Origin of the sequence: Geodermatophilus obscurus DSM 43160 (genome assembly GCF_000025345.1) — a bacterium.
GTDB lineage: Bacteria > Actinomycetota > Actinomycetes > Mycobacteriales > Geodermatophilaceae > Geodermatophilus > Geodermatophilus obscurus.
The window spans coordinates 1,251,126-1,275,039 of record NC_013757.1; the positions used below are offsets into that span (position 1 = coordinate 1,251,126).

21 protein-coding genes and 3 pseudogenes are annotated in these 23,914 nt (G+C 71.6%); 11 read left to right on the plus strand and 13 right to left on the minus strand.

The genetic code is table 11. From position 1 onward, the window contains the following. Nucleotides 1-190 precede the first annotated feature (190 nt). A complete protein-coding gene (locus tag GOBS_RS05860) occupies nucleotides 191-685 on the minus strand; it encodes a hypothetical protein (RefSeq protein ID WP_041241351.1) in 495 nt (164 codons plus the stop codon). Between the two features lie 283 nt (nucleotides 686-968). Between GOBS_RS05860 and GOBS_RS27155 the strand changes: the two genes are divergently transcribed. Next, nucleotides 969-1,109: a hypothetical protein gene (locus GOBS_RS27155; RefSeq protein ID WP_166487305.1), complete on the plus strand. Its 141-nt coding sequence runs from the start codon at nucleotides 969-971 to the stop codon at nucleotides 1,107-1,109. Nucleotides 1,110-1,144: 35 nt separating this feature from the next. Beyond that, on the plus strand, nucleotides 1,145-1,396 hold the full coding sequence (locus tag GOBS_RS27160) for a hypothetical protein (protein ID WP_166487306.1): 252 nt from the start codon (nucleotides 1,145-1,147) through the stop codon (nucleotides 1,394-1,396). A 247-nt stretch (nucleotides 1,397-1,643) separates the two neighbouring features. Here the strand turns inward: GOBS_RS27160 and GOBS_RS05865 are convergent, their stop codons facing one another. The 5 genes and pseudogenes from GOBS_RS05865 to GOBS_RS05880 all read right to left on the minus strand — a co-directional run bounded on the left by GOBS_RS05865 (nucleotide 1,644) and on the right by GOBS_RS05880 (nucleotide 5,315). Next, nucleotides 1,644-1,982: a hypothetical protein gene (locus GOBS_RS05865; protein WP_041241352.1), complete on the minus strand. Its 339-nt coding sequence runs from the start codon at nucleotides 1,980-1,982 to the stop codon at nucleotides 1,644-1,646. 54 nt (nucleotides 1,983-2,036) lie between these two features. Beyond that, nucleotides 2,037-2,177, minus strand: a complete 141-nt coding sequence (locus GOBS_RS27165; protein WP_166487226.1) for a hypothetical protein — start codon at nucleotides 2,175-2,177, stop codon at nucleotides 2,037-2,039. A 231-nt stretch (nucleotides 2,178-2,408) separates the two neighbouring features. Next, nucleotides 2,409-3,088, minus strand: a pseudogene (locus tag GOBS_RS29615) (transposase). 437 nt (nucleotides 3,089-3,525) lie between these two features. Continuing rightward, nucleotides 3,526-4,644, minus strand: a complete 1,119-nt coding sequence (locus GOBS_RS27170) for a cupredoxin domain-containing protein (protein ID WP_012947385.1) — start codon at nucleotides 4,642-4,644, stop codon at nucleotides 3,526-3,528. A gap of 14 nt (nucleotides 4,645-4,658) precedes the next feature. Then, nucleotides 4,659-5,315 carry an NAD(P)/FAD-dependent oxidoreductase gene (locus GOBS_RS05880; RefSeq protein WP_049788158.1) on the minus strand — a complete coding sequence of 219 codons (657 nt, stop codon included), beginning with the start codon at nucleotides 5,313-5,315 and terminating at the stop codon, nucleotides 4,659-4,661. A 172-nt stretch (nucleotides 5,316-5,487) separates the two neighbouring features. Between GOBS_RS05880 and GOBS_RS05885 the strand changes: the two genes are divergently transcribed. Further along, the gene (locus GOBS_RS05885; protein WP_012947386.1) at nucleotides 5,488-6,375 is read left to right on the plus strand and encodes an IS5 family transposase; all 888 of its coding nucleotides are present in this window, start codon (nucleotides 5,488-5,490) and stop codon (nucleotides 6,373-6,375) included. Here the strand turns inward: GOBS_RS05885 and GOBS_RS05890 are convergent, their stop codons facing one another. From GOBS_RS05890 to GOBS_RS05915, 6 genes are all read right to left on the minus strand, one after another. Next, a complete protein-coding gene (locus GOBS_RS05890) occupies nucleotides 6,376-6,732 on the minus strand; it encodes an FAD-dependent oxidoreductase (RefSeq protein ID WP_041241354.1) in 357 nt (118 codons plus the stop codon). Beyond that, the gene (locus tag GOBS_RS05895; RefSeq protein WP_012947387.1) at nucleotides 6,729-9,074 is read right to left on the minus strand and encodes a hypothetical protein; all 2,346 of its coding nucleotides are present in this window, start codon (nucleotides 9,072-9,074) and stop codon (nucleotides 6,729-6,731) included. The genes GOBS_RS05890 and GOBS_RS05895 overlap by 4 nt, the downstream gene beginning before the upstream one ends. A gap of 92 nt (nucleotides 9,075-9,166) precedes the next feature. Beyond that, nucleotides 9,167-9,457 carry a hypothetical protein gene (locus tag GOBS_RS05900; RefSeq protein WP_012947388.1) on the minus strand — a complete coding sequence of 97 codons (291 nt, stop codon included), beginning with the start codon at nucleotides 9,455-9,457 and terminating at the stop codon, nucleotides 9,167-9,169. A 7-nt stretch (nucleotides 9,458-9,464) separates the two neighbouring features. Further along, nucleotides 9,465-11,042 carry a trypsin-like serine peptidase gene (locus GOBS_RS25235; protein WP_081448993.1) on the minus strand — a complete coding sequence of 526 codons (1,578 nt, stop codon included), beginning with the start codon at nucleotides 11,040-11,042 and terminating at the stop codon, nucleotides 9,465-9,467. Between the two features lie 5 nt (nucleotides 11,043-11,047). Continuing rightward, nucleotides 11,048-12,643 (minus strand): hypothetical protein, encoded by a 1,596-nt coding sequence (locus GOBS_RS05910; RefSeq protein ID WP_012947390.1) that lies wholly within the window; start codon nucleotides 12,641-12,643, stop codon nucleotides 11,048-11,050. 10 nt (nucleotides 12,644-12,653) lie between these two features. Further along, a complete protein-coding gene (locus GOBS_RS05915) occupies nucleotides 12,654-12,893 on the minus strand; it encodes a hypothetical protein (protein ID WP_012947391.1) in 240 nt (79 codons plus the stop codon). 883 nt (nucleotides 12,894-13,776) lie between these two features. Here GOBS_RS05915 and GOBS_RS05925 point away from each other — a divergent pair. Both GOBS_RS05925 and GOBS_RS05930 read left to right on the plus strand, forming a co-directional pair. Then, nucleotides 13,777-15,043: pseudogene (locus GOBS_RS05925) on the plus strand (IS3 family transposase). Between the two features lie 82 nt (nucleotides 15,044-15,125). After that, a pseudogene (locus GOBS_RS05930) lies at nucleotides 15,126-15,488 on the plus strand (transposase); the annotation flags it as partial. Nucleotides 15,489-15,556: 68 nt separating this feature from the next. Here the strand turns inward: GOBS_RS05930 and GOBS_RS05935 are convergent. Then, nucleotides 15,557-16,486: a transposase family protein gene (locus GOBS_RS05935; protein ID WP_012947394.1), complete on the minus strand. Its 930-nt coding sequence runs from the start codon at nucleotides 16,484-16,486 to the stop codon at nucleotides 15,557-15,559. A 454-nt stretch (nucleotides 16,487-16,940) separates the two neighbouring features. Between GOBS_RS05935 and GOBS_RS05940 the strand changes: the two genes are divergently transcribed. From GOBS_RS05940 to GOBS_RS05965, 6 genes are all read left to right on the plus strand, one after another. Continuing rightward, the gene (locus GOBS_RS05940; protein WP_012947395.1) at nucleotides 16,941-19,178 is read left to right on the plus strand and encodes an alpha-amylase family glycosyl hydrolase; all 2,238 of its coding nucleotides are present in this window, start codon (nucleotides 16,941-16,943) and stop codon (nucleotides 19,176-19,178) included. A 163-nt stretch (nucleotides 19,179-19,341) separates the two neighbouring features. Continuing rightward, the gene (locus GOBS_RS05945; protein WP_012947396.1) at nucleotides 19,342-20,532 is read left to right on the plus strand and encodes a DUF2235 domain-containing protein; all 1,191 of its coding nucleotides are present in this window, start codon (nucleotides 19,342-19,344) and stop codon (nucleotides 20,530-20,532) included. A 114-nt stretch (nucleotides 20,533-20,646) separates the two neighbouring features. Continuing rightward, entirely contained in the window at nucleotides 20,647-21,027 is a 381-nt protein-coding gene (locus tag GOBS_RS05950) for a tetratricopeptide repeat protein (protein ID WP_081448814.1), read from the plus strand. A gap of 321 nt (nucleotides 21,028-21,348) precedes the next feature. Further along, nucleotides 21,349-21,954, plus strand: a complete 606-nt coding sequence (locus tag GOBS_RS05955; RefSeq protein WP_279432648.1) for a CpaF/VirB11 family protein — start codon at nucleotides 21,349-21,351, stop codon at nucleotides 21,952-21,954. A 73-nt stretch (nucleotides 21,955-22,027) separates the two neighbouring features. Then, nucleotides 22,028-22,885, plus strand: a complete 858-nt coding sequence (locus GOBS_RS05960) for a type II secretion system F family protein (protein ID WP_012947398.1) — start codon at nucleotides 22,028-22,030, stop codon at nucleotides 22,883-22,885. A 70-nt stretch (nucleotides 22,886-22,955) separates the two neighbouring features. Beyond that, the gene (locus GOBS_RS05965) at nucleotides 22,956-23,897 is read left to right on the plus strand and encodes a type II secretion system F family protein (RefSeq protein WP_012947399.1); all 942 of its coding nucleotides are present in this window, start codon (nucleotides 22,956-22,958) and stop codon (nucleotides 23,895-23,897) included. The last annotated feature ends 17 nt before the right edge of the window (nucleotides 23,898-23,914 follow it).

Below are 23,914 nucleotides of genomic sequence, written 5' to 3' on the forward strand. Positions count from 1 at the left end.
AGCCCTGATCGCGTCATAGTCCAACCTGCAGAAGACCCCGCGAACCGGACCGAGTTCCACCACCGGGCGGGACGTCACCCTCAGTCATACCTCGCAGCGCGCCCGCTCCGCCCGGCGGCCCGCACCCGGAAGCGAGCTGAAGGGCCACCACGGGTGCAGGTCCAGGCGGTCTGTCGCCGTGACCGGCCTGTTAGTCCTGCGAGCGGTCCTGCCGGAACTCGAGCAGCGCCTGGACCTGGGCTTCCAGGCCGCCGAAAAAGTTCGTCACGGTGAGCATCTCGCGGTGTACGGCAGTGACGTCGACGCGGTCGGAGATACACGCCGTCTGCAGGCGCGTCAGCGCGCGCGAAGTGGTCACCGCATCGCGGGAGGTGTCGGGCGACAGGTCCGTCAGCACCCAGGCCAGGTCGGCCCACTGCTCGAAGACGTCTCCGGGACCGAGTTCGACCGGCTCCTCGGTCAACGGCTGTAGGTCCTCCACAAGCCCGGCCAACGAAAGCCTCAGGTACTCCCGCCACGCCTCGAGGAATCGGTAGACGACCCACTCCGCGGCCGGATAGCCGGCGCGCATCCGGGCGTAGAGCAGCGCGGCCTCCTGCCGGGCACCCGCCTGCTGCTCGTACCGCCCCTGCGGCCCGTCCCACCGCAACACCACCAGGTGCGCCTCCGACGTGGCAGGCGCCACCGAGTCCGGATCCTCCGTCACACCCGGGGACCGTAGAGGCCGCAGGCGACACCACCCGGCTGCATCCACAGGCCCAGTCCACCGGATAGACCGAGCGCCTGGCGGTCGCGGCGGCGGTCACCCGACCGGCGGAATGCTGTCCGCACCGGCCGACCGGCGCATCGGCGGCGGCGGCGATGGTGTCGGGCGTGGCGGAGGCGACCGGAGGGGAGGAGCGCTGGGCCTAGGCGCGCTCGTTGCTGGACCGCACACCCACCGAGTCCGCGGAACAACGGCTGCGGCGATGGCGGCGACACCGGTGGTGGCGCTGGCGGCGCAGCTGGCGGTGTCGGCCGCGGTGGGCGTCACCCTGGCGGTCCTCGTCGGCGGCGTCGCCTCCGACGCATCGAGGTGCCGGCGTGGCAGCAGGTCACCGGATTCGTGATCGCCGCGGCGGGCCTGGCGCTGTAGCTGTCCGGGGTGGTCGCCGCGGTGCCCGGCAAGTGGCGGCTGCGGGTCTGGCGCATCCCGGTCGCAGTGCTGACCCGCGCCCAGCGCAAACAGCTGGTCGCCCAAGTCCGCGGGTGGCGGCCAGTCGACCCGGACCGGTTGCCGCTGGCCCGGCTCGCCGAACAGCTGGTGGCCCAGCGCAACGGCATGCTGGCCAACATGGCCTCGAGGTGGCCTTTGTGGGGCTGTGGATCGCGACCCACTCGACGGGGCGGGCGGTGATCGCCGTCGGCTATGGCCTGCGGCTGGCCGTCCTCTGGCCGTTCCTGCAGCGGGACACCCGCGCCGCCCGGCGCTCCTCGCCACCCATCCGACGCCGAGGGCCTGAGTGCAGCTCCCTCTGGTCCATGCCGACTGGGCCGGAGGGGTCTTCCGCCGGCGCTCGAACAGCCGACGCCAGTGGCGCCCGGAGATGCAACGCCCCACCTCCGCACCATCGGCGGTGGTCTTGAGGCGGTCTCCGGCGTGGTCAGTCGCAGACCTGGCCCGACTCCATGACGGCCACATCCCCGTCGGTGTCGAAATCGAAGACCAGGTCGCCGAAGTCGCCGAGGAAGACCCCCAGCGACCCGCCACCGGCCGCACCGGACGCCACCTCCTGCGCCTGGTCGCCGTAGACGTCGAGCACGTCCTGACGGCTGGACCCGAGCGTCAGGCCGTCCGCGGTCTGCAGGACCGGCTCCACCGGCCCGGACGGGCGGACGTAGTTCCAGCCGGCCAGGTGTTGGACCTTGTCTCCGCCGACCGTGCCGTCCGGCTGGGGCAGCGAGCTGTCGACGAAGATCACCTCGAGCGCGCTCCACTGCACCAGTCGGCACTGCTCGCCGTTGCTGCCCAGCGGGCCGCACAGGGTCGGTGTCGTTCATTTCGAGTCGCTGTCGGGCGGGCCGAGCTTGCTGCGCAGGTAGGGCAACGACTCGTCCGCGGCCGCGAACACCGCCAGGTCACCGAGGGTGCCACCGGGCCCTAGGGTGACCGCCCGGTGTCGGTGCTCGACGACCACACCCAGACGGCCTTGGCTTCGCGCTGACCGGGCAGGTGTTCGACGGCCAGCCGGATGAGGATGCCCTCGATGACCGGCAGGGTGCCGGGGTGGTTGGCCCAGGGGCCGCGGTGGGCCAGCCGCGGGGGTGCATCCGATCCCAGGCGGTGGCCTCGGCTTTGCCGTAGCGGGCGGTGGCCGTGTGCGTCTGCGTGGTCGGGGCCGGCCAGCTGTCTGGCTCGGCCAGGATCATCACCCCCCGTGCCGGCGGGGCCGGCCCATCGGTCCCGGCCCGGTGACGGGCCGGGGCGGGGTGGCGGCAAGCATGACCCGGTCGGCGCGGATCCGCCCGATCAGGTGGACCGGCAGGTCGGCCAGGACGAACGCCAGCCGGGTCACGTCGTAGCCGGAGTCCAGCACCACCATGATCGGCGGGTCCCCGACCCGCCAGTGGCCGGCCGCACGCAGCCGGCCCACGACCGCGCGCAGTTGGGCGGCGGTGACCGCGGTGGCGTCGTCGGCCGGGCCGAGCCGCACCGCGTCCGGGATCGCCGTCCAGCTGGTCGGCCCGCTCTCCAGCGCGGCGACCACCTGGTAGGGCCAACCTGGACCCGCTGGTCGGCGTCCCGCCCGCGGCCGTAGACGTGGTAGAAAAGCCGATCGGGGCAGGTCGGCGCGTCCGGGCGCAGCCAGCCGGAGCTGTCGACGGCCAGCACGATCCGCCCACCGAACATGCGCGGCAGCGGCAGCGCTGTCAGCTTCGCGCGGAGCCGGTCGGCGTCGACCGTGCCGCAGTTGAGCGCGTCGTAGAGGGCGCCGTGGCCGCGGCGGTGCTCCGGGGTCAGACACAGCCCGACCAGTGACTGCACCGGCCCCTCGGCGCACAGCAGCGCCTCGGTCAGCTCGAACAGCTCATCAGCCCGCCGGTCCAGGCACTGGTACCACTCACCGCGAAATCCCGCAGCCGGTCGGCCGCGGCCAGGCCCTGGTCCCCACCGGCCGGGTCCAGACTGTTCATCACGGCCACCGCCGTTCGCTTCGAAGCCTCGTAACTCCGAAGGATCACGCGGTGGCCGCTCTCATGCCGGCCCCGGGATCACACCGATGCAGCTCCGGCTGGCGAACGTTAAAGGGCAAACTAAGCGGCGATGGTTCGGATGCCGTCGACACCAATCTGCGGTTTGAGGGTCTCGACGACCTCTATGTCACCGACAAGTCCGTCGTGCCCTTCCTCGCAGCGGCGAACTCCGCGCTGATATCTTTCCGTGCTCTTCCTGCGCCTTGCCGGAGATCTGCACGGGGCGCTGTAGTGGGCGGCCGAGGCGACCGCCCAGGCTACTCGCTGCACTTCCGCGCGGGACGTGCTCGGCTACACAATCAGGACCCCGTAGTTCAACAGGCGGATGTCGAAGTGCAGGAAGCGCTCGATCTCGATGCGGGCCGTCTCGCCGGTCGCCAGCCGGATGTCGTGCGGGTGGGGTACTCCGGGCGGGAGGCCGCGGCGAATCAGCGGGTCCTGCGCCTGCCGCTCGAGGAACCCAGGCGGGAGGAGCCAGAAGAGGTGGAAGCTGTTGTCCACGATCGACACTCGGTCCAGGAGCCGGTTTGGGACATCTCTCATGCTCCGGCCGGGCACGGTGAACTCCACTGCACCGCTGCTCCCGACCCAGCCCGGCGGGGCGGACGACAGCTTGGCTACCGAGTGGAAGCTGGGCGCCCGGTTGATCAGGTGGTCGATGAAGACGTCGGCCTGGTCCCCGTACATGAGGTAGGTCAGTTCGTGTGGATGGTCCGCCTCCGTGTCGAACTGATGGAAGTGGATCACCTGGTCCAGGGCGATGCGGACCCCGGACTCCAGCCCGGGGATCGTCCTCTGCTGGCCCCCGGGGTAGTAGCTCACCGAGGCGTCGGGGAGCAGCTTCACCGTCCCGTTGCCGATGTCGGGCATCGACATGTGGTCGTGGAAGATCTGCACGACGCCGTGCCCGTAGTCCGACCGACGGAGCTCCTCGTAGGTTTCTCCCTGCGCGGGGTCCTCGAAACGGCCTTGGAGGATCACCTGGTAGTTGTGGCGCGCGTCGGCGAGCACGGGCGTATGTGACATGTAGAGGCGGTCGGCGGACCGGCCGCCGGTGACGAAGCCGTGGTAGTGGTGCAGGCCGTGGCCGTGGCCGTGGTCGTCCCCGAGTGGTTCCACGGGCCCGGCGTGGCGGCCGATGTTGGCGCCCTGGGCGACGGTGATGCGGCCGACCATGTCGGTGTGGAACCGGCAGAGGTAGTCGAACTGACCGGGCTCATCGAAGGAGATCGGGCTCGAGGTGTGACCGGGCAGCATGGCGCCGGCGTTGAAGTAGTCGGGGTCCTCCCTTCGGGTTTCCGCCGAGTGCGCGTGCGGATCGAGGTTCCGCCACACCACGTATGTCCCCGGCGGCACGGTGACCTCGGGGAACCGGTCGAACCTGATGTCGACGATCACTGTCTTGGACATGCTCCCTGATCTCCTCACGCTCGCGCCCGCTGCTGTGGGTCGTGGACGGCGGGCCCGCACGACCACCGCGGATTGATCTGGTCGTAGAGGCGGGTCAGCCGCTCGACGTCGTGCTCAAACCACGCCCGGATCCATGCGTCGTAACCGTGTGCAGTGAGCACCGGATCGGCTCCGCCGGCCAGGACGTCCACCACCACCTGTGCGGCGCGCATCCCCGACAGCAGGGCCCGGAGCACGCCGTGCGAGGAGGCGGGGTCCAGCACGAACGCGGCGTCGCCGGCGAGGAGGTACCCCGGGCCGGCCGCGGGATGGACCCTCCTCCAGGTGACGTCGACCGCCCGCACGCCACCGACGGCCGGGCAGCGGCGCAGCAACGTTGGCGCGTCGACTCGTGATCGCGCACCGCAGAAGGGCAGCCGGCACCAGTGCGCCAGGGCAGGTCCGACCTGCGCGGTCCAGGTCCAGCCGTGCTCGTCGCCCTCCAGCCGCGGCGGTGGACCGTCGTCGCGCCGGACATAGCCGTACGAGGCCGTTAGCCGGGGCGAACGCACCGACACCCCGAGCCCCAGGGCCCACCGCAAGCACCCGTTGGCCCCGGTGGCGTCGATTACAAAGGGCGCGGTGACGCGGTCGTCCCCGAAGCGCACGCCCTCGACGCGCCCGCCCCGCACGACGGGCCGCGGCCTTGGCACCGGCTGCAAAATGACGGCGCCGAGCCGCTCCGCCCGCCTCAGAGGGTGTTGGGTAACTGACCGACCACCTCGGGTGCCGGTCTGGCCGGATCAGGTGCGCGCCCGGCGTGGCAACCCGATGGGGATGGTCGGCCGGTGATGGTCCAGGTGAATGTGCGAATGCCTGGATCGGGAGGCGTATCCCAGTTCGCTGACCGATGCGCAGTGGGCGGTGGTCGAGCCGCTGCTGCCGGTTCGTGATCCTCGGCGCGGTGGGCGGCCGCTGACGTACGACCGCCGGCTGGTGCTCGACACGATCCTGTACGTGCTGGTCAGTGGCTGCGCCTGGCGTCAGGTGCCGCATGACCTGGCGCCCTGGGACGCGGCCTATCGATGGTTCCGCGCCTGGAGCGCCGATGGCACCTGGGACCGGGTGCACGACCAGTTGCGCGATCGACTGCGGGCCCGGGAGGGACGCACCGTGCAGCCGTCGGCGGCGGTGCTGGATTCGCAGTCCGCGCGCAGCGCCGAGGGCGGGGAGGCCATCGGCTACGACGCCGGCAAGCGGGTACGCGGCCGCAAACGGCATCTACTGGTCGACACCGGCGGCCTGCTGCTGCGCGCGGTGGTGCACTCGGCCAGCGTGCAAGACCGCGCCGGCGCCCGGCAGGTGCTGACCGGCATCCATGCGTTGTTCCCGCTGCTGGCGCTGGTCTGGGTCGACGGCGGTTACGTCAACGTGGTCGATGCCGGGCTGGTCGGTTGGGCCCGGCGCGCCGAAGACCTCGAAATAGTGGCCGTGGCGCGCAACGCTGACCGCAGGGGCTTTCAGGTGCTGCCCCGCCGCTGGGTGGTGGAGCGGACCTTCGGCTGGCTGACGAGGTGCAGACGGTTGGCACGCGACTACGAACGCAAGACCAGTCACGCCGAGGCCATGATCAAGGTGGCGATGATCCGGCTGATGGCCGCCCGCCTGGCCGGTGAGGACCGCCAACCCCACGGCGCCATCGAGACCGAAGCTGCCCGTCGCCTCGCCAAGGATCTCGACAGAGACCAGTAGTCAGGCGGTTACCCAACACCCTCTCAGCAGGATCACGTCGAGCACGTCGCGGCGGACTTGGAAGGCCCGCCACACGCCGCGTTGGTCCCGGCCGTAATGCACGTGGCGAGGCGCCGAGCCCCACGCGACGACCTGGCCCTCCGGCCTGATCGGGCTGGCGGCCTCCACGGCGTCGCCGACACCGAGCCGGCTCAGGACGACCCCGACGCCGGGATGGAGCGTCTCGCCGGGACGCGGCCGCGGGAACACGGCTCTCTCGAGCAGGGTGACCCGCAGGCCGGCCTGCGCGGCGCAGATGGCCGCCGCGGTCCCGGCGGGTCCGCCACCCACCACGACGAGGTCTGCGGTCCCGGTCACGGGAAGGCTGCCCAGCGGCCGTCCGCTCCCCTGCGGAAGACGACCGTCGGGTCGGCGAAGAGCACGACCCTCTCGGTATAGGTGACGACCACGCGGTCGAACCTGCACGGGTCGGGGTGCTCGGTCTGCGCCCCGTCGTGACGGATCATCTCGAAGCGGTAGGTGTAGCGCGGGTCGAGGTGGCGGGTCGACACCGCGCAGGCGTCCGCGAGATCCGGATCGTCCGCCCGCGCGAGCTGGAACGAAAGCACCGCCCACCTCACCTTGTCCTCGTGCGCCACCGCTCCGAGCGCGCCGTAGACCATTGCCATGGTGAGGGTCCGCGCGATGTAGTCGTCGACCGTGGTCTGCGAGATCACCGAGCTGTCGAAGCGGTTCGCGAGGGCAGCCTCCACGTAGTCGCCGTAGGCAAGAGCCCGGTAGTCGACGGTCTTTGTAGCGGGGTCGTGCTGGGGCCCCTCGATCCCGTCCCACGGGTCGCCACCGGCCAGGCCGATCACCTTGTCGATCAGGGGCGTCGCCGTTGCGTAGCGCGGTCCCGGCGCGAACGTGCGGGTGACGTCCGGGGCGACAGCGGGCCAGAACGAGCTGAGTGCGGCGCACAGCATGCTGTCCTCGGCGAACGGTGATCCGAGACCGTAGTTGTTCAAAAACGTGACGCCGGGCTGAACGCCGTCGTCGGTCGCGGTCTCCGGCGTGCGGTCGAAGGACACGTCCCAGCCGGGCGCGAAGACCCCGGCGGCGCCGTCGGAGAGCATCGAGGCCCGCGCGCCGCTCGGCCAGTCCAGGCGGGCCTGGTCCCCGAGCCCGGACCCGTGAGCGCCGACGATCGCCGTCATGGTCTCGTCGGTCGGGTCGAAGGGGGCGGCGAGTTCGAGATTCGCGGCGACGCGCTGGGCAGAGAGCGGCTCGGGCCGGCCTGGGTTCCGAGGCCAGATCGTGGACAGGAGCTCGGGCGGCGCCGACTGATCCGTCCAACGCACGAGGTCGCTCTGGCGCACGGCGGGGAAGTAGTCGGGGCTGGCAACGATGGAGTACGCCGGGATCCGCCGTGGGATCTCCAGCGCGAGGGCGCTGCACTCGGCCTCGATCCACCCGTCACCGGTGTGGTCGACGTAGTGGCGCGCGCGGTAGCCACCCGCGCGTACTCTGTCGCGCACCCCCGGCGCCGCGTTGAGGTTCTCCTCGCCCGTGTCCGTCACGACGTGCCGCGCATGGAGGTACTCGGGTGCCGCCCGCCCGCCATGGGGACGAGGGAGCAGATTCAGGCTCGACTGGTAGATCGACCAGTTCTGGGCGGTCGGGGTCGATCCGGGGACGACGAAGGTGAGGGGCGCGCCCTGGTAGGTTGCAGGCTCGACGAGCCGGCTCCGGTGTACGGGCGTCAGCAGCCAGCTGCCGTCGGTCGGATGCGTCGAGAACTCGGCGATGCCCTCGCGCAGCACGAACGGCGGTTCGCTGAGATCGGGTTCCTGCCAGCCCCCGTCGTGGCCGAATCCGCTGAAGAACAGGTGCGCCCGGCGGATCTTCTCGTTGACGTGCTGGGCGGCCAGGCGAACCTCGAGGTCGTGACCCCGCAGGCACTCCGGACCGTCGAACAGCTTGTGGAGTGGAAGCCAGAAGCGGCGTTCCGCATCGCCCTCGGCGGACTCGACGAAGTGCATCGGCCCGTGCTGTCCCTTCCGCCCCGGGGTCAGCGCGGCGATGTACGCCGCGTAGCGGCACGGTTGGACGGCGACGGCCGTGCCGTCCCCGTCGACGGTCGGCAGATATCCGCGCTCCGCGGGCCGGTATCTCGGAGCGACGGTGCCGATCCTGGCGACGCCCGTGCGCGAGAAACACATGTCGGCGTGCCGGCGGTGGACGGTGTCCTCCCCGGGGCGGTACTCGGCCGCGAAGACGACGATCGCCAGCGGAGCGTCGTCCGCTCGGGCCCGCAGGTCCTCGATCGACGGGGGCGAGGACCCGAAGACGTAGTTCTCGACGATCTCGATCTCGGCCGGGGTCGGGAACTCCGTGATCTCCATCATCCTGTTCCCGTCTCGGTAGCCGCGGACCGCGGGCGAGGCCAGCGCGTGAAACAGCAGGCTGAGTGCGGGCCGGCCGGGCTCGATGCCACGCACCCCCTCGAGCGCGAAGTCGCCGAAGCCGGGCTGCGTGCGGTCCACGGCGGGCAATGCACGCGACAGCTCCGCTGCGAGGTCTCCCGCAACCAGGTCCAGCCCGTGCCGCCGCAACAGCTCGGCCCACCCCGCACCCGCCAGGCGGTCGCAGACGGCCCGGACGGAGCTGATGAGGTGGGCGCCGGCCGTCGTCGGCGCGGCGAGGCGGAAGTCCGGCACGCCGCCCGACGGTTGGTGTCCTGAAGGTGAACTGGAGCGCGGCACGGGACCTCCCGGTGCTCGTGGTAGTTCCTCGGTGGGTTACGGCGATGTCATGGGTGGCGGGCTCGCACGTGCAGCCGCCCGTCCGGCTCCATCACGAGGTCGTAGGTCCAGGGGACCTCCGACCCGTCGTCCTGCCGTTGCACGATGACCAACTCGACCATCGGCGGACGCGTCTTCACCACGCCGGGCAGCACCTGCGCTCGGATGACGTCGTCCTCGCGTTCCAGGGCCGCGGTCAGCTCCTCGAGCGGGCGAACCCGGCCGAGGGCCCCGGCGAGGCGTTCGTCGAGGCGCCCGGACGGCTGGGCGGGGACCTCCCGGTTGCGTGGAGGCGGCATGTCTGGGTCAGCGTTTGAAATAGGTCAGTGAGGGGTCTGGTCGTCCGACGAAGCAGATCGACCTGAACCGGTAGCGCAAGACGTAGCTGAGAGCCTGTCGAGCCTCGGCCTGCGAGGTGCCGAAGTCGAGGATCCAGTGATCGCCGTCGACGAGCTTCCACCGGCCGCCGACCAGCTGCACCTCGACGTTGTCGGTGTCGAACTCGACGACGTCCTCACCTGCCAGCGAACCCTGCGGGGCCTGCCCGTTGACAAGGTAGAACTCCATCGACGGCTGCGGCCGTCCCACGAAGCACTGCGTGTTGAACCCGTAGTGCTGCATCACCTCGAGCGCCTGCTCGGCCTCGGACTTGCTGTCGGCGAAGTCGAGCAGCCACATCCCGTCGACTTCGATCTTCCAGCGTCCGCCCGCCTCGACGACCTGCGCGTGCCCGAGGTCGAAGGGGATGAAGTCGTGGTCGTTGGCGGGCACAAGTTCCGCGAACTCGGTCGCCCTCGTCACGTCCTCGCCACGGCACCCGCTCGCCGGGCAGACGTTCGAGCGCTGGCAACCGTCGACGGGGACGTAGTCGGTCTCACCGCGCACGAGGATGCCCTCCACCACGTGCGACGCGCTGTCGTAAACTGGTGAGCCCGAGTTGCCGCCGTAGGTGTCGAGGTTCGCGACGAAGTACCGGTTCGGGCTGCTGTCGCGGACGGCGGCGCCGCCCGCGACCTTCTTCGGTAGTCCCGACGGGTGGCCGATAACGTGGACGGCGGTGCCGTCCGCGGTCTTCCCGCTGCGTCGCACGGAGAGGTAGCCGTGGTTCAGCACGGGCCGGTCCAGTTGCACGACGCACCAGTCGGTTCCCTCCGTGCCGATGGCCCGGCCGAGGATGCGCCGCCCCGTGTAGATCTCGCCGTCCGTGATGCGGGTGACGGCCGTGCCGGCGTCCTGCATCTCGTAGCCGAAGACGAACCGGGCGTCGGCCAGGTCTGCGGTGTCGATGCAGTGCGCGGCGGTCACGACGATGCTCGGGTCGACCAGGAAACCGGAGCAGAAGGCGATGGTGGGCTGATCCCGGAACGGCTCCGTGGAGCAGAGTCCGTACGCCGCGCCCAGGGTCTCGCCGTTGAGCGTCGAGGTGCCGTCGCCGTTCGCGGTGATGTCCGACCGGTTGACGATCGCCACGACGCCGTCCGCGTCGCGGCGTAGAGCGGCGTCCGAGACCTGGTACACGTCCAGTCGGTCGTCTACGCCGTAGATTACCTTCTGGACGGCCTTGAGCGCGTCGGCGATGTCCGCGCTCGAGGCGTCGGCGAGACGGGGGTCGGGTCCGCGCGGAACGGCTGCGCGAACCGGCCGCGCGGGCGATCCGCATCCGCACGGCGACGTGGAGGCCGCGTCGGCCTCCTTCGCTCCGGTCCCGTCTGCGGCGGCGCGGACCCTCAACTCCTCCAGGAGTTGCTCGTGGTCCAGTCGGCGCAGTTCTTCTGCGTTCACGGATCCTCCGATTCCGATGTCACACGGTTCAGGCGAGATGCTCGAAAGGGGTTCCTCGTCGAGGCCGGCCCATCCTGATGAGTTCGTTGAGAGCGGCGGCATGCGCACTAGTGCGGATCGTCCGCGAGTTCAGCGCCGGCGAGCCAGTGCGCGAACGAGGTGAGTTCTGGCCCGGGGACCACCGGCCCGGTGAGGCGCGCCGCGGCCGCGTCGGCAGTCTGCGACTCCGGACGCGTGGCGGCCCGCTGGACGACTTCAAGGACGGCCAGCATCTCGGCGATTTGCTTCTCCTCGTCGCCGCCGTGTCCGCCGTGTCCGCCGTGTCCGCCGTGGTCCCACCAGTCCGGCTGGTCGAACGGCGTCGCGGTGGCCACCCAGTCGCCCTGCTCGAACCAGTCGACGCCCTTGTGCACGCGCCGCCGCACCGCGGCGGGGTGGGCCGCCTCGTGGGCTCGGAACCAGTCGTCGATGCGGTCGTCGACCCAGCCGTGGAGGCGCCAGAACACCGGGTTCACGTGCGAGGAGTAGAAGTCGCCGAGCCAGTCGTTGCGCGGGTCGTCCCACTTCACGTCGAGGTCGAAGTCCTCGCGCCCGCCGAGGGCGCCCGTGACGGGATCGCGCGGGACCGACGCCCAGCGCAGGTGCATCTGGTTGTGGATCGTGAACTCCAGCAGATTGCCCAGCGCGCCCAGACTCAGCGAGGCCAGGTAGCGCGGCGAGCGGAAGATCCGCTCGTGCGGGCGCATCACCGAGCCGAAGAACTGCGGCGACTTCAGGAAGACGGTGCCGGGTCGCTGAGCCGGATCGAAGAGCGACAAATACTCCCGAGTGGCGGGCGGCACCGCTGAGCCCGACGACGCGGGGTCGTAGGCGAGGACGCGCCGGCCGGCATCTGCGGAATCGGGCCGGGGCGTGTACGCGAACTGCGCCGTGTCCGGCCCCGGCAGTGTGGTCCAGCCGGTCGGGGCCGGGACCTCCGCTTCCGCGTAGACCCCCCGCACCATCGCGATCATCCGCCGGTGCATGAAGAGGAAGTCCTCGCCGGCGCCGCCGACGAGGTCGAGCCCGCCCTGCTGCATGAGCGGCGGACGTTCCACGCCCCAGTTCAGCTGCGTGACGGCGTCGCGGTCCTTCTGGTCCAGGGTGCTCCACCAGGCGTTGCGGAGCGTGTGCCAGACGGTGTGGTGCAGCCGGTGCAGCCGACCGGCGAGCATCGTCCGCGCCGGCTCGATCAGACCGACGCCCGGCATATCGCGCGGCTCGACGAACGGCCGCTTGACCGCCACGAAGCTGGCGGTGGCCCCCGCCTTCGCCGTCTGTCCGCCGCTCCCGTGGTCCTGCGACCGCACGACACTCCCCGTGAGCGCGAGTCGCTGGTCGACCGCGCCCGGCATCGCGGGCGCCACCTCGCCCTCGTAGTCGTAGACGAAGTCGAACACGTCCGTATCGCTCCTGCCCTGTCCCGTGAACCGGAGCCGGACCGGGTGCCAGTCCACCACCCGCCCCGACAGGTCGAGAAAGCTCTGCTCCGGCGAGCCCGGCTCCGCCGGGAAGGCCAAGGTGCCTCCGACCGTCCCGTCGGTGCGCACCAGGAGGTGGACCTCCGCCTCGGCGAAGCGGATTGCGTTGAAGTCCCCGACCGGGTCCGGCCGGTTCAGCAGGCTCCGGTAGGTGTAGACCCCGGTCACCTCGTCGGCGTCCACGATCCTCTCCTCACCGTGCACCGACGGCCACGTGGCCGTCGGTGGCGGCCTGGGACGCATCCTCGATGCGGCCGAGCGTGAACCCGAGGGCGAAGCCCCGGATCCGGCCGATGTCCTGGGCGGCCCCTTCCTCCGCGATCAGCGTCCACGGTCCCTCCCTGCCCAGCGGATCTCGGGCGTCATGCCTCTCAGGGACCGCGGGATCGCGCTGGAACCGGACGATGAGCTGGGGCTCCTCGTGGACGTTCACGTCGACTCCTGTGGGTGCAGGTCGGGCATCGGGCGAGGCGCTGAGGTGGTGCTGGACCGCGCGAGCGGTGAGGGACGCAGGTGAAGTCCTCGCACTCGGGCGACCTGTGCTCAGGAAATCTGGGGGCGAGGACCGGACCGCGCAGACCTCTCGCCATCACTGTGCAACCGAACCGTCACCGGCCCATCACCGTGCCGTCACGGCGGGCTGGACCGACGAGAGGCCGGTGGGAGTACGCATGGCTCTGGTGCGTTCCCGCGGGTCTGGCGCGGTGTGGGTGATGTCTGCGCTGGCGTCGTCCCCAAGTGCCGAGACCATTCGGTGACCTCGGGTCGGGACGTGCTGGAGGGCATCACTTTCGTGGTCTCGTCGGCATCGACTGGGCGGAGCTGTTGACCCCACGGGGCTGGGGGCCCCGCGCTGACCAAAACCGCCCCGGCCCGACTCGCGATCACTCGCCGCTGTGCCGGACGCGGGATGTGGCCCGAGCGCGCGCCGTTGCCAGGCTGTGGCTGACCTCTTCGTCCGTCTCGGCGGTGCTGGACGCGACCTCGTCAAGAGCGTGGACTGGTCCAGGGCCATCGCGTGGCCTTTCTCCTGAGTGTTCCTTGGCGGGTTCACGCAGAAGCTTCACGCGGTGTCTCCTCGCTTCTCGGTACCACGCCGACGAGCTCAGAGCCTCCGACCAGCTACACCACTTCCAGGGACGTCACCCCCGGCAAGCGCTCACACCCGTCGTCCGCACGGTTGGTGCGAACAGGCGGTTCGGGGCGTCCCTGACGCTCATTCCTCGACAACCGGGCGTTCCTCTCAAGCCGCCCTCAGGGCGAAGTGAACCGCCCCGGCGAGTCCGGGGACTCCAGTCCTTGAGGAGGATGGAGTCATGGCAGGACGCCACGGGCAGTACCCACCGGAGTTGCGGGAGCGGGCGGTGCGGCTGGTCGCCGAGTGCCGCGCCGATCACGACTCGGAGTGGGACGCGATGCGCTCGGTCGCCCAGAAGCTGGGCATCGGTACCACCGAGACGGTGCGCAAGTGGGTCCGCCGGGCCGAGGTCGACGCCGGGGCCCGCCCAGGCGTGACCAGCGAGGAATCCGCGGAGCTGCGCCGGCTGAAGGCCGAGGTCAAAGAATTGCGCCGGGCCAATGAGATCCTCAGGGCGGCGGCGGGTTTCTTCGCGGCCGAGCTCGACCGGCCACACCGGAGCTTGTGAGGTTCGTGGCTGAGCACGCCGACCGGCGCACGGTCGACGGGCTGCGCGGGGGGTCGAGCCGATCTGCCGCGTGCTCACCGAGCACGGAACGCCGATTGCTCCCAGCACCTTCTACGACGCCCGCGACCGCAGCTGCGCCCGCGCGGAGCGAGACACCGGCCTCAAGGACGAGATTCGGCGGATGCATCAGGCCAACTACGGCGTCTACGGCGCCCGCAAGGTCTGGCTCGCGCTCAACCGCGAGGGCATGCCGGTGGCCCGCTGCACCGTCGAGCGGCTCATGCGCCAGCTCGGCCTCGAAGGCGCTCGCCGCGGCCGCAGGCATCGCACCACGATCGCCGACCCGGGTGCGCCACGGCCGGCCGACCTGGTGCAACGCCGTTTCTCTCCGGCGCGACCCGATGCCGTGTGGGTCGCCGATTTCACCTACGTGGCGACCTGGTCGGGCACCGTCTACGTCGCCTTCGTCCTCGACGCGCACTCTCGCCGGATTCTGGGCTGGCGGGCGGCCACCTCGATGCGCACCGAGCTGGTGCTCGAGGCACTCGAGCAGGCGATCTGGACCCGCACCCAAGAAGGCGTGGACGACCTGTCCGGGCTCGTGTGTCACCACGACGCCGGGTCGCAATACACCTCGATTGCGTTCACCGAGCGGCTCGCGGCCGCCGGCGTCGCACCCAGCGTCGGCACCGTCGGCGACGCGCTGGACAACGCCCTGGCCGAGAGCCAGATCGGGCTGTTCAAGACCGAGCTGATCCACCGCCGCGGGCCCTGGAGGAACGTCGACGACGTCGAGTTGGCCACCCTGGAATGGGTCGACTGGCACAACAACCGGCGGCTGCACACCGCCTGCCACGACCTCACCCCGGTCGAGTACGAACAGGTCTTCTACGGACAACACCCCGCCCAGCAGGCGGTCGGGGTCTCAACACCGTGAGTCTCCGGACTCGCCGGGGCGGTTCAAAGGCGTGCTTGGTGTGACACGAGGGTTCCCGTCGGCGCGGTGAGGCTGCACGGTGGCCAACCGGCACGACAGCATGCTGGTCGAACCGATCCTGGACTCGATGCCGGCGATCAAGCGCGGCGGCCGCGGGCATCCCCGCCGCCGGCCGGTCAAGCTCCATGCGGACAAGGGCTATGACATCCCACGGGTTCGCCGCTACCTGCGCCGCCGCGGCATCACCGCCCGGATCGCCCGCATCGGCCGGGACTCCAGCGCCCGCCTCGGCCGGCACCGGTGGGTCGTCGAACGCACCCTTGGCTGGCTGCTGTCCTACAAACGCCTGGCCCTGCGCTATGACCGCACCGCGGTCACGATCACCGCGCTGGCCCGACTGGCCGTCACCCTCATCTGTGCCCGCCGCCTACCGACGAACTATTGAAACGTCTTCTTACGACCTCGTGCATGGTTAGCCGCGGGCCGTCGTTGACCCGTTCAGGGCCAGTTCGATCACGCGGCGGTGCCGGCCGGGAGCGCTCTCGGCGGGCGGGGAAGCTGATCAGGTCGTGGGGCGCGTTCCTGGCTGGAGACCAGTCCGGCGACCGCACGCAGGATGGTGTCGAGGTGTTCGCGTCGGCCGAGGTGGCGAGACAGGGCTCGCCAGTTCTTCAGGTGGCTGATGCCGTGCTCGACGCGGATTCGCCTTGACGCGTGAGCCCTGCGTTCAGCCTCGTGTGCCGCGGCGACGGCGGGGAAGATCGGGATCTGGTTCTTCCGCCGGGCCGGCCGCGGAGTGATGACCGCGCCGGCGGTCTGGGTGCTCAGGCCCTGGTAGCCGGCGTCGGCCAACAGGGTGACGCCCGGGATGAGGGCCAGCAGCTCGACCAGGCCGGCCTGGCGGACCTGGGTCAGGTCATGGATGGAGCCCGGTCGGGTCTGCCCGCAGAACAGCAGCCGCCCCTCAGAGTCGGTGATCAGCAGCGCCTTGACGGTGTTGGCGCGGGCCTTGCCCGAGACGAACCGAGTCCGGCCGGCCTTGTGGGCCGCCGGGCGGCGCACCCGGACCTCGGTGGCATCCAGTAGGCCCAGCTGCCCGCTGGCTCCCAGATGAGCGACCACGTCGGCCAGCGTGCGCAGCCGAACGCCGCCTTCGACGGTGCAGCCTCGCTCGGCCAGCAGCGGGCGCACCTCCCCGACCGCCCGGGTGATCGTCGAGCGGGAGACTCCGAACCAGCAGGCCAGCACGTCGTGGGTGACCCCATGGCGCAGATGGACCAGGGTGGCCAGCAGCCGGTCGAGGAACACCAGCCGGTGCCTTGCACCGGCGCCGACCGCCCGCTGGCGCGGCCGATCGGCCAGCCGCGCGTCCTGGCGGGCTTGCCAGCGCGGTCCCAGCTCGGCGACCAGCTCCGCCAGGACCTGCAGGGACAGTCCGGTCACCCGGCGATCAGCAACAGCGGCGACTCGAGTCAGGGTCCTCGACACACCACGACCCTGCTCCGTCCGTCACGAGCAAGCGGTCCCGCTAACCATGCACGAGGTCGTTACTCGTCTAGGGGCGTCAATGCGGCGTCAGCGCCGCATCACCGACGGGAGGAGGCGCCCGGCCGGGTCGCGGGGCTCCGTCGGCCCGCGGCCTCGCGGAGCGTCTCGGTCGTCGTTCTGCCGCCGTCTCCATTGGTCGCGTCCTTCCCCCGGGTGCCCGGCGGTCGCGGCGGAGGGGACCGTCCGGCAGCGTGGGCTCGGCTGCCCGGTGGCGTGAGGGAGGGGGAGGCGCGCGGTGACGATCGCGTGACGGCAGTGCTGCAGCATGGCCGGCACAGGCAGGTGCCCGGCGGGGCGGCGAGCGCCTGGCCGTCCGGGGGCCCGTCCACGCGAGGCCGGAGGCCCGACGATGCCGCTGACCGTCACCGTGCACGTCGACAACGCCAGGGGATTCGCCGACCCCCGGCTGCACGTCTGGTACACCGGGTCGACCCGTACGGAGGACCACCGCCCGACGGGCAAGGACGGGTTCGGGCCGGTGTTCGAGGTCCGGCCGGTCCGCCCGACCTTCGGCTTTACGCTGCGCGACGGGGAGCGCCCGGAGGGCCCGTGGGAGGGCGTCGACCACGTCTTCCACCCGGTAGGCCGGATCGACGGCGAACGGGTCGAGGTCTGGGCCTGCGCGCGGTCGCCGTTCACCTACCGCATGCAGCCGTCGACGCCGACCGGTGAGAGCGCGGAGGCGTACCTGAGCCGGTTGCGGGACGCCGGGGCCTTCCGGCCGGGCGGGTACCTGCCCGGCAGCGGAGGGCTCTCGGGCCTGGGGGCCACCCCGCTCACCGACGGTCGGATGCTCGTCGGCCTCCACCACCCGACCGCCGCCACGGTCCACCTGACCGGGGACTTCAACGGCTGGCAGCACCCCTGGGCCGAGCAGCCCGATCCCGACCGGTTCGTGCCGCTGACGCCCTGCTCCGCCTACGGCGGCCGGTCGTGGATCTGGCTGGGCATCACCGACCGGCTCCCGGTCGGTGGCGAGTACCGGTTCGTGGTCGCGGGCGGTGTGGCGCAGGACGTCCGCGTCTCGGTGGACCCCTACGCCCGACAACTGGGACCGGACTTCGCGAGGGGCAACTCGGTTGTGGTCGACCCCACCACGTACCACTGGCACGACGCCGGATGGCGGAGGCCACGGATCGACGAGCTCGTTCTCTACGAGCTGTCGGTCGCCGGCTTCAGCGAGGCGGACGCCGACATCGAACCGGCTGCGCGGGGCCGGTTCGCCGGTGTGACCGCGCGGATCGAGAACGGTTACTTCGAGCGGCTCGGGGTCAACGCGCTCAGCATCATGCCCCTGGCCGAGGTGCCCAGCCCGCAGGGGCCCAGCAGCATCGGCTACGACCCGTCGCTGTTCATGACGGTGGAGCGCGACTTCGGGACGCCGGACGACCTGCGGGCGCTGGTCGACGCGGCGCACGCCCACGGGATCGCCGTCCTGGTCGACGTGGTCTTCAACCACACTAGCAACGACGACAACCCGCTGTGGGGGCTGGTGCTGCGGTGGCCGAACGACTTCGCCGGCGGGCTCTACTTCAACCCCCATGCCACGCGGTGGGGCAACCGGGTGGCGACCGAGCGCCCCCTGGTCCAGCACATGCTGGTCGACGCCTGCAAGCTCCTGCTGGTGGAGTACCACGTCGACGGCTTCCGGCTGGACGCCACCCACTGGACGGTCATGGACCACGGCTTCCTCCACCGGCTCGCCCGGGAGCTTCACGACCTCGTGCCCGACGTGGTCCTGGTGGCCGAGAACCTGCCGAACGAGACGGACCTCAACCGGTCGGGCTACGACGGCTACGCCCAGTGGGCCGAGCTGTTCCATGACAAGGTCAAGGCCCTGCTGCGGGAGACCCCGTGGGAGGGGCAGGATGCGACGCCGGACCGGCTGGCCGATGCCCTGTACTTCAGCCGCTCGTGGTTCGCCGCCCACACCAACAACGTCGTGAACTACTGCCAAAGCCACGACGAGGACAGCGTCGCCCAGGCCGTCGGCGCGATCCCCGGGCTTGATCGACCCGAGACCAGGGACCGCAAGGGCCGACTGGGGCTACTGGCCACCATGGTCGCCCTCGGCCAGCCGATGATCTACATGGGGCAGGAGTTCAACCTCTCGCAACCGCGCAACGTCGTGACGGTCGACTGGCCGCCGCGGCTGGACGACCACGCGTTCTTCGGCTGGGCGAGCCGACTGATCCACCTCCGTCGCCGATACCCCGGCCTGCGGCTGGCCGGGTACGACCCCGCGGGGGAGGGGCGCCACGCCTGGATCCTCGGCCCGTGGATGGACGTCCGGCACGGCGGGGGGCGGGCGGTCGTCGGATGGCGGGCCCGACCGAACGACGACCCGTGGGACACCCTCGTCGTGCTGCTCAACTTCACCCCGTACGACGCCGAGGTCGACCTGGAGCTCGGTCGGCCTGGCTCCTGGGTCAAGCTCGCCGACATCGACACCGTGGAGGACATCCCCCCGGCCGGGCGGAACTGGGCGGGCGCACCGACCGCGCTGCACAGCCAGGACGGCCGGTGCGCGCCGTTCGTCCTGCCCTCATCCAGCGGGTTCGTCTACAAGTGGGAGGCCGCCCCGTAGGTCGTCCGGCGAGCCGCCGACGAGCGCGTCCCGCGCCAGCCGTGCGGGTGGGCTGAGAGCCGCCGCCGGCGCGGGCCGCGCGTGACGTGCGGGTGACGGCCCGGTGACGGGCTCGGCCGTAGCGTCGCGCACCCCGTTGGAGGACCGCCCCCGAGGAGGGGTCATGCCCAAACGCCTGGTGCTGTGCTGCGACGGCACGTGGAACACCGCCGACCAGGAACGGAACGGCCGGCCGTGCCCCACCAACGTCACCAAGGTCGCCCTCGGGGTCGCTGACCACGGCGGCGGCCTGGAACAGCGCGTCTACTACCAGAAGGGGGTCGGCACCAAGCCCGGTGAACGCCTGCGTGGTGGCGCGCTGGGCGTCGGGCTGTCGCGCAACGTCAGAGACGCCTATCGGTTCGTCGTCGAGAACTACGAACCCGGCGACGAGCTCTACTTCTTCGGGTTCAGCCGGGGTGCGTACACCGCTCGTAGCACGGTCGGGATGATCCGCAACTCCGGCGTCCTGAAACGGGAGCACGCCCACCGCCTGAGCGACGCTTACTCGCTGTACCGGGCGCGGGCCGTCCGGCCCGCGGACCTGGAGTCGCGGCTGTTCCGCCGCTCGTACAGCCACGAGACGCGGATCCGCTTCATCGGCGTGTGGGACACGGTGGGCTCCGTCGGCATCCCGGCGGTCGGACTCGGGCTCGCCAAGCTGGTCAACCGCCGCTGGGGGTTCCATGACACACAGCTGAGCACGACGGTCGACGCAGCCTTCCAGGCACTGGCCATTGACGAGCGGCGGCGGCCGTTCGAACCCACCCTGTGGCAGCCGAGTCCGGATGCGGAGGACCAGCGCGTCGAGCAGGTGTGGTTCACCGGCGACCACTGCGACGTCGGCGGGGGGCACCGCGACTCCGCCCTGGCCGACATCGCGCTGCTGTGGATGGTTCAGCGCGCGCAATCGTGCGGGCTGGTGTTCCGGGAGGACGCCTACCGACGGCCGGGCGCCGGTGCACCGACGCAGTTCGACGGCCGGACCTTCCCGGTGGACCCGGATTCGCGCGGCCGGCTGCACGACGCCCGTCGATGGCTCTACCGCGTGCTGCGGCCGTACCACCGGCCGGTCGGTGCGAAGGACGCCGCTACCGAGTCGGTGGCCAGCAGTGCGGTCGTGCGGCACGAGGACCCCCGCCAGAAGTACGCGCCGCAGGAGCTGGTCGCCTACCTCCGGGGGGAACCGCGGAACACCGAGGTACCCGTCACCTGGCCGTCCGAGGGGACCGGCGGGCGTCCTGTGCCCGACCGGCCGACCGTCGTCGTCCCCGAGAGCCGCCGCGGTGGGAACACGGTGGCTCCGACCCCCTAACCGCGGCTCCCTCAACGCACCTGCGACCTTTCACTCCGAGCTCGCGACACGAGTCGGACCTCGCCCCCTCGCACTGGAAACGAAGCGGATCGCCTCCGGGGCTCCTCCTCCAGCGTGTCCGGCGCTTCGCCTCCGCTCATCCGAACCCCCCTGGTCGCCGGTGTGCTGGCGGCGGCCGCCCTGACCCTCGCCCTGGTCGGGCTGGGCGAGGTGGAGCCGGCCCGCGCCCTGGGGGAGGACACCCTGCAGCGCTGCCGGCGCGTGTTCGGCCCGGACCACACGACCACCCTGTGGACGGCGACCGGCCTCACCCTCGCCCTCGTCCGGCTGGGCCAGGCGGAGCTGGCCCGCGCCCTGGGCCAGGACACCCTGCAGCGCTGCCGCCGGATGCTCCGCCCCAACCATGCAATCATCCTGTACCTGACCCGGGCCGTCAGCATCGGCCATCTCCCCGGTGACGATGCTCTTGGGGACCGCGGCAGTCGGCCGCTGTGAAGGTTCCATCCACCGCCTGGGCCCGGAGTCTTGTGCAGCGAGGTCCCGCGGGGCGGGCAAGATCAGTTTCGTGGAGGTCGGCGGGGCTGATGAGGCTGCGGGGACTGTGCGGTGAGTCCTTGAGCGAGCTGATCGAGGTTGAGCGTGCCGATCCTGGGTGACCGACCGAGTCACAGAGCTCACCCACGCCGTCGCTAGCTCGCGTGAGAGTAGAAGTCGCCGGACGGCGTCCAACCCTATTGACGCCGTTCGAGCGGTCCTACAGGCCCCGGGTCGGGGTCCACGCACAGTCACCTATGCCTAGCCGCACAGACGTCTCTGCTGAACTGCCTGTGCGCCGCGATCCCGGCGCGCGAGCGGGTCATCACCTGCGAGGAGGTCTTTGAACTCCGCGTGCCACTTCCTGACGTCGTCGCGATGCAGACCCGCCAGCCGAACCTCGAGGGCGCCGGGGAGATCCCGCTGCGCCGCCTGGTCAAGGAGGCGCTGCGGATGCGGCCCTCCCGCATCGTCGTCGGCGAGGTGCGGCAGGAGGAGTGCCTCGATCTGCTCATCGCGCTGAACTCCGGGCTGCCGGGCATGTGCACGCTGCACGCCAACAGCGCTCGCGAGGCGATCACCAAGGTCTGTACCTTGCCGCTGCTGGCCGGCGAGAACATCGGCCACGCGTTCGTCGTCCCCACGGTGGCCGCCAGCGTGGACCTGGTCGTGCACGTCGGCAGCGACCCGGACGGACGCCGCCGGGTGCGCGAGGTCGTCGCCGTCCCGGGCCGCGCCGAGGACGGCGTCATCGAGCTGGCCGACGTCTTCACCACCCGCGACGGCCGGCTGGTGCGCGGCTCCGGCTACCCGCCGCACCCCGAGCGCTTCGCCGCCGCGGGGTTCGACCTGCCTGGCTTGCTCGACGACGCCCGGTGGCGGTCGTGACCGAGCTCGCGAGGTCACGCATGGACGGGGCACCGTCGGACACGGGGCTGATGAGCGCCGGCGAGGAGGCGCCGTGACCGGCGCGCTGCTCGGACTGCTGCTCGGCGTCGGCCTGCTGCTCGTCTGGCGCAGCGGCCCGCGCGCCCCGCAGCGCCGGGACCGCTCCCGCACGCCGTCGCGGCGGCAGCAGCACCTGGCCGCGGCCGGCCTCACCGGCATCAACGCCGCCCAGTTGACCGCCCTGCAGGTGGGGCTCGGCCTGCTCGCCACGGTCGTCGTCCTGCTCACCACCGGCACGGTCACCGTCAGCCTGCTGTTCGGCGCCTTCGCCGCGGCGCTGCCCGTCGTGCAGGTGCGCCGGCTGGCGGTCAAGCGACGGGCAGACCTGCGCGAGGTGTGGCCGGAGGTCGTGGACAACCTTGCCTCCGCCGTCCGGGCCGGACTGTCGCTGCCCGAGGCGCTGTCGGCGCTGTCGACCCGCGGGCCGGAGGTGCTGCGGCCGCCGTTCGCCCGTTTCGCCGCGGAGTACCGCTCCAGCGGCCGGTTCGGCAACGGCCTCGACCGGCTCAAGGACGACCTGGCCGACCCGGTCGGGGACCGGATCGTCGAGACGCTGCGGGTGGCCCGCGAGGTCGGCGGCAGCGACCTGGGCCGGGTGCTGCGGACCCTCTCGTCGTTCCTGCGCGAGGACGCCCGCGCCCGCGCGGAGCTGGAGACCCGGCAGGGCTGGGTGGTGCAGGCCGCGCGGCTGGCCGTCGCCGCGCCGTGGGTGGTGCTGCTCCTGCTGGCCACCCAGTCGGCGACGCTGGAGGCCTACGACTCCCCGTTGGGGACGGCGATCCTGCTCGGCGGCGCGGCAGTCTGCCTGGCTTCCTACCGGCTGATGCTGCGGATCGGCCGGCTGCCGCAGGACGTGCGGGTGCTCCAGTGAGTGAGCATCGCAGCGAGCGCCAGCGAGCGAGGAGCGGAGCGAACGGGCCGCGGAGCGGCGGGGTGGCACAGTGAACGCGACGCTCGCCGGGATGCTGCTCGGTCTCGCCGCGGCGGCCGGCGTGCTGCTCGTGGTCACCTTCGCGCCGCCGTTCCGGTCGGTGCGCCTGGTCGACCGGCTGGCGCCCTACGTGCACGACACCCCACCGCCGTCCCGGCTGCTCGGCACCGCCACCGAGGCCGGGCTGCTCACCGCCGTCCGCCGGCTGTTCGGGCCGGCGGTCGCCGACGGCGCCCGTTTCATCGACCGGGTGCTCGGCGGCCGGACGGCGGTGCGGCGCCGGCTCGACGCGCTGGGCAGCGACGCCGGCGTGGAGGACTTCCGCGTCGAGCAGGTCGTGTGGGGCGGCCTCGGGCTGCTCGGCGCGGCGCTGCTGGCGACGGCCGGCTCGCTGCTGGCCGGGGACGTCAACGTGCTGTCGGTGGCGCTGCTGTGTGTGGCGGGCCTGGTCGGCGGCGTGCTCGGGCGTGACTGGTGGCTGACCCAGCAGGTGCAGCGGCGCGAGGAGCTGCTTCTGACGGAGTTCCCCGTGGTGGCCGAGCTGCTGGCGCTGGCGGTGACGGCGGGGGAGAGCCCGACCGCGGCGATCGCCCGGGTGACCCGGCTGTCCGGTGGCGAGCTGGCTCGCGAGCTGGGCGCGGCCCTGGGCCGGGCCCGCGCCGGAGTGCCGCTGGCCGACGCGCTGCAGCAGGTCGCCGACCGCACCTCGCTGGACCCGCTGGCCCGGTTCGTCGACGGCCTGCTCGTGGCCCTGGAGCGCGGCACGCCGCTGGCCGAGGTGCTGCGCGCGCAGGCCGCGGACGTGCGCGAGGCCGGCAAGCGCCGGCTGCTCGAGGCCGGCGGCCGCAAGGAGATCGCGATGATGGTTCCGGTCGTCTTCCTGGTGCTGCCGGTGACCGTCCTCTTCGCGCTCTATCCCGGCTTGATCAGCATCGTCTCGCTGGCGCGATGAGCCCGCGGACACGACAG

Excerpts from the sequence above, each read along its gene's own strand:
- GOBS_RS27155 (WP_166487305.1), top strand. The coding sequence starts at position 969 with ATGGCGGCGACACCGGTGGTGGCGCTGGCGGCGCAGCTGGCGGTGTCG.
- GOBS_RS27170 (WP_012947385.1), bottom strand. The coding sequence starts at position 4,644 with ATGTCCAAGACAGTGATCGTCGACATCAGGTTCGACCGGTTCCCCGAG.
- GOBS_RS05885 (WP_012947386.1), top strand. The coding sequence starts at position 5,488 with ATGTGCGAATGCCTGGATCGGGAGGCGTATCCCAGTTCGCTGACCGAT.
- GOBS_RS05900 (WP_012947388.1), bottom strand. The coding sequence starts at position 9,457 with ATGCCGCCTCCACGCAACCGGGAGGTCCCCGCCCAGCCGTCCGGGCGC.
- GOBS_RS25235 (WP_081448993.1), bottom strand. The coding sequence starts at position 11,042 with ATGCCGCCGCTCTCAACGAACTCATCAGGATGGGCCGGCCTCGACGAG.
- GOBS_RS05940 (WP_012947395.1), top strand. The coding sequence starts at position 16,941 with ATGCCGCTGACCGTCACCGTGCACGTCGACAACGCCAGGGGATTCGCC.
- GOBS_RS05945 (WP_012947396.1), top strand. The coding sequence starts at position 19,342 with ATGCCCAAACGCCTGGTGCTGTGCTGCGACGGCACGTGGAACACCGCC.